Origin of the sequence: Microbacterium sp. UBA837, assembly GCF_002296025.1 — a bacterium.
GTDB lineage: Bacteria > Actinomycetota > Actinomycetes > Actinomycetales > Microbacteriaceae > Microbacterium.
This window is the reverse complement of the sequence record NZ_DBHD01000068.1, coordinates 1-6,249: the sequence shown is the minus strand read 5'-3', so window position 1 is coordinate 6,249 and position 6,249 is coordinate 1. Positions and strand designations below refer to the sequence as shown.

At 69.5% G+C, this 6,249-nt stretch carries 6 protein-coding genes; all 6 read right to left on the bottom strand.

The genetic code is table 11. The annotated features are described in order from the left end of the window. Positions 1 to 20: 20 nt before the first annotated feature. A complete protein-coding gene (locus B3587_RS05220; RefSeq protein WP_292726910.1) occupies positions 21 to 1,586 on the bottom strand; it encodes a GMC family oxidoreductase in 1,566 nt (521 codons plus the stop codon). A 13-nt stretch (positions 1,587 to 1,599) separates the two neighbouring features. Further along, the gene (locus B3587_RS05215) at positions 1,600 to 2,217 is read right to left on the bottom strand and encodes a thiamine pyrophosphate-dependent enzyme (RefSeq protein WP_228179261.1); all 618 of its coding nucleotides are present in this window, start codon (positions 2,215 to 2,217) and stop codon (positions 1,600 to 1,602) included. Continuing rightward, complete coding sequence (locus B3587_RS05210; RefSeq protein ID WP_195692721.1) at positions 2,214 to 2,714, bottom strand: thiamine pyrophosphate-binding protein; 501 nt, start codon at positions 2,712 to 2,714, stop codon at positions 2,214 to 2,216. The genes B3587_RS05215 and B3587_RS05210 overlap by 4 nt, the downstream gene beginning before the upstream one ends. Before the next feature lie 220 nt (positions 2,715 to 2,934). Next, positions 2,935 to 4,353 (bottom strand): NtaA/DmoA family FMN-dependent monooxygenase, encoded by a 1,419-nt coding sequence (locus B3587_RS05205; protein WP_292726907.1) that lies wholly within the window; start codon positions 4,351 to 4,353, stop codon positions 2,935 to 2,937. Beyond that, complete coding sequence (locus tag B3587_RS05200) at positions 4,350 to 5,852, bottom strand: aldehyde dehydrogenase family protein (protein ID WP_292726905.1); 1,503 nt, start codon at positions 5,850 to 5,852, stop codon at positions 4,350 to 4,352. Before B3587_RS05200 ends, B3587_RS05205 begins: the two co-directional genes overlap by 4 nt. Before the next feature lie 113 nt (positions 5,853 to 5,965). Beyond that, a complete protein-coding gene (locus B3587_RS05195) occupies positions 5,966 to 6,229 on the bottom strand; it encodes a DUF4440 domain-containing protein (RefSeq protein WP_414683115.1) in 264 nt (87 codons plus the stop codon). Between the last annotated feature and the right edge of the window lie 20 nt (positions 6,230 to 6,249).

Here is a 6,249-nt window from a genome sequence, read left to right as displayed (position 1 = left end):
GGCGCGACCGAACGGTGGAATCAGTCCGCGGCGATGAGCTCGGCGGCGCGCTCGGCGATCGCCACGGTCGGGGCTTGCGTGTTCGCGGTCGGGATGATCGGCATGACCGAGGCATCCGCAACCCACAGCCCCTCGAGTCCGCGCACCCGCAGCCCAGGGTCGACGACGGCGAGCTCGTCGGTGCCGATACGGGCGGTGCCGACGCCGTGGAAGAAGCTCCCGACGTTCTCGCGCACGAACTGCACGCGCTCGGCGCGATCGGTCATCGACGGCGGAGGCGTCAGCGGTTCCGGATGCAGGTCGGCATACGCGGGACCGGCGACAAGCTCTTGTGCGACATCCATCGCCTCGACCATCGCGACGAGATCCTTCGGGTCGGCGAGGTAGTTCGGCTGGAACTCGGGCGGCACGGTCGGGTCGGCCGACCGCACCCGCACCCACCCGACAGAGCGGGAGCCGTAGAGCCCGGGCACGAGCGCGAACATCTGATCGCCGCCGAGGTCGTAGCGCGCGTGCAGGGCCTCATCGCCGCGGGAACCGTGCGCGATGACCGTGTGCAGGTCGGGTCCGCGCTCGGCGTAGGAGCTCCGCCAATTGAGCATCGTCCCGCCCCCGTTGCCGATGACCGGCCCGAGTCCTTCGCGGGCGCGGAAGTTCACGCCCAACACGAGCGGATGGTCTTGGAAGTTCTCTCCGACGCCCGGCAGCGCATGGCGGGGACGGATGCCGACAGCCGCCAACCGGTCAGGATCACCGATCCCCGACAGTTGCAGCAGGCGCGGGGTGTCCATGGCGCCGGCGGCCAGCACGATGCGGTCCGCGGTCGTGGTCACTTCGCGTCCGTCGATCAGGTGCGTCACGCCGGTCGCGCGGGAGCCGGTGAGATCGATCCTGTGCACGGGGCTGTCGACCAACACGTCGAGGTTCGGCCGCGCCAGCGCGGGTTCGAGGTAGGCGCGGGCGGTGCTCCAGCGCTCGAACGATCCGTCGTCGCCCTCGATGGCGTTGTAGTCGGCGAACACGGCGCCTTCGTTCGACGGGCCGTTGGCGTCATCCAGCACCGGCAGTCCGCGCGCGGCTGCGGCATCCAGGAGCGCCGTCGCGATCGGATGCACGCGCGAGAGTGGCGCGACCCGCACCGGTCCGTGGAGCCCGCGGTAAGCGGGGTCACCGCCGGGTCGAGTCTCGGACCGCCTGAAGTAGGGAAGCAGGTCGTCGTATCCCCAGCCGGTGGCGCCGGCATCCGCCCACGCGTCGTAATCGGCGCGGGCGCCGCGGTACCAGAGCATCGCGTTGGTCGACGAGCTACCGCCGAGCACCCGCCCGCGCGGCATCGCGATCGAACGCCCCAGCACATGCGGGGTCGGTGCCGATCGGTAGCCGTAGTCGAGACGGCCGCCGATGAGGGCATCCCAGTGTGCGGCATCCAGAATCTCGCGCAGCCCGCGATGATCGGGGCCCGCCTCGATCAGCAGGACGCGCGCGTCGGGGTTCTCGCTCAACCGCGCGGCCAGCACGCACCCGGCAGCGCCGGCGCCCACGACGAGGTAGTCGTAGGCGCCGGTCGGGGCCGTGACGACGCCCATCAGCCGCACCCCATCAGTTGTGCTCGCTGGGGCCCATGATCGTGATGCCCTCGATCTTCTCGACGTGGCGAACGAAGATGTACTTGTCTTCGCGGCCGTCCGAGTGCTTGCGCTTGATGCCGGGCTGCAGGATGCCGTCGGTCTTCGCGACCACGATGTAGGGCTCGGTCGCGGCAAGGCCGGCGGCGCAGTGCGCGTCGAACTCCTCGAGCGTGTGCGCCGTGAACGCTTTCTCGACCCCGGCGCCGCGGGCGATCGCGGCGAGGTCGACGCGTCCCTTCGCGGTGTGGGTCGCGGGTCCGCCGATCGACTGGTACTGCTCGTTGTCCCACACGACGATGAAGAGGTTTTCGGGCTGCTCGTTGCCGAGGGTCGCGAGGATGCCGAGATTGAACAGCAGCCCGCCATCCGTGTCGAGCGAGACGATCTGGCGGTGGGGCAGGCCGACGGCCAGGCCGAAGGCTTCGCCGCTGACGCATCCGAGTTGCTGCTGGAACAGGCTCGCCTCGCGCATGTGCGGGGCGGCGTTGTACCACTCGTCGACGGCGCCGCCGAGGGACAGGATGACGAGAGCGTCGTCGGTGAGGCGCTTGCCGAGAAGCTCCATGGCCTCGAATCTGCTGTAGCTCATCGGACGAGCCCTCCTCCCAGGACGACGGCGGCGTGGTAGTACGACGAATAGGCGGTTTCGTAGGCGTCCACGACCGCCTGCTCGACCTCGTCGACCTCACGCACGATGCGGTACGGGGTGCGCAGGGCTCCGAGGAGGGGCTCCATCGTGATGCCGTGCGGGATCGCCCACCAGTTGTTTTCGCCGAGCTCGCCCCGGTAGCTCATGATCATGACGACCGGGATGCCGGCGCCCAGGCCCAGGCGCGCGAGGTGTTCGGTCGCGGCGCGCAGGCCCGAGTTCTCCATGACGAGCACGGCGCGCTTGCCCGAGAGGAACACGCCCCCGGCGATCGCGGCGCCCTCGCCCTCGTTGGTGACGGGGATCGTGCGGATGTCGGGGTCGGCATCCAGCGCGGGGTACAGCTCCTTCAGGAGCGAGTCGGGCAGGTAGGTCGCGACGGAGACCCCGGCGCGCTTGAGCCCGCGGATCACCGCCTCGACGGCTTCGGCTTTCATACGTGCAGTCCTTCGGGTTGGGGTTGACGTCTCGGCGGGGTGGTGTTTCTGCAGTCCCCCTTCGCTTGCCGCAACACGCCGTGCGCTGCTGGGTCGCGGAGCGGTTTGGGGCAAACGAGGATGGGGTGTCTGGACTGGGGTCTCGGTCGTGCCATTTCGTTTGCCGCAACACGCCGTGCGCTGCTGGGGCGCGGGGCGTTTTGGGGCACACGAAGGCGGGTCATGTCGCGGCAGCGAGCGGCGCGGTGACGGATGCCTCGGCTGAGGCATCCGTGGCGGTAAGCCGATGCGCGCGGTGGGTGGGGGCGAGGCGCGGCGAGCCCGAAAGCCGCTCGCGCAGGGTCGCGCCCTCCGGGGTTCCGGCGCGCCCACGCTCGATCAGGATCGGAAGCACCAACTCGATGAACGCCTCGTACGACGCGGGTCCGCCGAAGGTCGGTTCGAGCATGATGCCGTCGATGCCGGATCCGTCGACGATCGCGATGATCTCGTCGGCGACCTGCTCGGGCGATCCGGTGATCTGGAACCCGCGGATCGCCTTCGTGCGGAACTGGTCGAGCACCGCCCGCACCCGGATGTCTGGATTGGTGCGCGCGTACCGGTTGATGAGGGTCTGCCCGAGGTCGGTGTGCAGGTCGGCGACGCGGGTGTCGGGGTCGATGCCGGTGAGGTCGATGCCGGTGATCCCGGCGAACATGACCGCCGCGTCATCCAGCCCCAGCACCGATTCGTACTCGGTCCGAAGCGCCTGGGCCTCTGCCTCGGTGGCGGCGACAGTCACCGTCATCCCGGTGATGACCTTGACGTCTTCGGGGCGGCGGCCCTGCGCCACGGCCTGCGCGCGGATGTCGGCGACGTGGGCTGCGGCGGTCGGAATCGACTGCCCCTGGATGAACACGGCCTCAGCGTTGCGGGCGGCGTACGCCCGGCCGCGGTCGGAGGTCCCGGCCTGGAACAGCACAGGCGTGCGCTGCGGCGTCGGCGGCACCGCGAAAACGCCCTGCGCCCGCTGATAGGTGCCGTTAACCTCGACGCGGTGCAGCATGCTCGGGTCGGCATACACGCCGCGCGAGCGGTCGCGGACCTCGGCATCCTCGTCCCAGGAGTGCTCCCAGAACCGTAGGCACGTGTCGAGGAACTCGTCGGCCGCGTCGTACCGCTCGTCGTGGCTGAGCTTCTGCGTCACGCCGAACAGCTCGTCGGTCGTGGCCTGCGACGACCCGGTGACGACGTTCCAGCCGATGCGGCCGGCGGTGAACCGGTCGAGCGTCGCGAACCGGCGGGCGGTGCCGTAGGGCTTTTCGACCGTGGTTGGCGAGGTGACGACAAATCCGAGCTGGCTGGTCGCGTGCGCGAGGGCCGGGATCGCGAGCATCGGGTCAAGGGCGGGGAACTGAATGCCGTGAGCGGCGACCTCGTCAGGCATCCGTCCGTCGAGCGTGGCGTAGCCGTAGGTGTCGGCGAAGAAGAGGAAGTCGAAGCCCGCGGCATCCAGCATCGTCGCGAGCCCCAGCCAGTAGGACAGGTCGTCCCAGTCGTCGCCGCGCCCGCGGGGGTCGGTCCAGGTCGGCATCCCGTTGTTGGGGTTCATCATTTCGAACGCGCCGAGCAATATGCGCTTCGGGGAATCTGCGCTCACAGCACCATCACCACCGTCTTCGTCTCTAGATAGTTCTCGAGGCCCTGCGGGCCGTTCTCGTAGCCCCAGCCCGACTCCTTGTGGCCGCCCTTGGGCAGTTCGGGGCCGAGGAAGGAGTGGCAGTTGACCCACACGGTGCCGGCTTCGAGCTGCGCGGCGATGCGGTGGCCGTTGCTGAGGCCTTCGGTCCAGACGCTCGCGGCCAGGCCGTACGGGGAGTCGTTGGCCCACCCGACCACCTCGTCGAGGTCGTCGAACGGGGTGACGACGGCGACGGGGCCGAAGATCTCTTCGCGCATGAGGCGCATCTGCGGGGTCACGTCGGTGAGCACGGTGGGCGTATAGAAGGTGTCGGCTTCACGGATGCCGCCACTCACGACCCGCGCACCTTCGGCGCGGCCCTCGTCGACGTAGCCGGCAACCCGGTCGGCCTGCGCCTTGCTGACGAGCGGCCCGAGGTCGGTGCCCTCGGCGAGGCCGTGTCCGAGATGCAGGCGGGACCCGAAGTCGGCCATCCCGGCGAGGACGTCGTCGTAGACATCCCGGTGCGCGTAGATGCGGGCGCTGGCGACGCACACCTGGCCGCCGTTGTCGAAGATGCCGCGCGAGACGCCTTCGATCGCGGCGGGCAGGTCGGCGTCGGGCATGATGATCGACGGCGACTTGCCGCCGAGCTCCAAAGTGAGGCGGGCCAGCCGCGTGCCGGCCGACTGCACGAGGCGTTTGCCGACGGCGGTCGAGCCGGTGAAGGCGATCTTGTCGACATCCGGATGCTCCGCCAAAGCCTGCCCCGCCTCGTGACCGTACCCCGTGACGATGTTGACGACCCCGGCGGGCAGGCCCGCCTCGAGCATGAGCTGGCCGAGGTAGATCGCGGTGAGGGGCGTGTTCTCGGCGGGCTTGAGCACGATCGTGCAGCCGGCGGCGAGGGCGGGGGCGAGCTTCATGGCCGTCATGATGAGCGGCGAGTTCCACGGCACGATCGCGCCGACGACGCCGACCGGCTCGCGACGCGTGTAGGCGAAGACCTCTTTGCCGGGAGGGGTGCGCGAGAGCGACGTGGGGATCGTGTCGCCGAGGATCTTCGTCGGCCAGCCCGCGTAGTAGCGGAACTGGTTGATCGCCGCCGGAACCTCGCCGAACCGCGACGTGCGCAAGGACTTGCCCTGGTCGAGCGTCTCGAGCTGTGCGAGGTCGTCCAGGTGCTCGGTCATGAGGTCGGCGATGCGCCAGAGCAGTGCGCCGCGGTCGGCGGGCCGCATCTCGCGCCAGGCCGACGAGCGCAGCGCGCCCTTCGCGGCGCGGACTGCCTTGTCGACATCCGGTGCGGTGCCGCGGGCGACCTCGGCGAGGGCGGCGCCGGTGGCCGGGTCGATCGTGGTGAAGGTCGCGCCAGCGGATGCCGGGAGCCAGTCGCCGTCGATCAGTAGCTCCGCGCGCCCCGACGCCAGAAACTCCTGCACGCGCGGGCGCAGGGTGAACTCGTCAGTGTTCGTCACACCGCGATGCTAGGAGGCAATCATTGATTGCTCATGGCTATCACGTTTCGAGGGTGTTTCCGACTCTTCGGGCGACGCGCTGGCCTGCACTTGACGCACCTTGTGCGCGCAACTCAACCGGCTGGCCTCCCGTCGTGCATGGCCCAGAGGGAGGAATGCCGACTGTCGCCTTCTGGCCTCGAAACGACGTAGGTGACGAGGGTGAGCCCAGGAGCCACCGAGTGCAAGGCCCACTCACTCGTGGCCGGAGTTTTCCGGCCCGGTTCATGAGCCAGCGCGGCGATCGTTTCGTCGCGCGACCACAACCTCCCTGAGCGACCGACTTCGACAAACCCTGGATGCAAGAGTTCAGCCAAGCGTGCCGGGTCGCGCCGCACGGCTGATGTCAGCAGTTCGA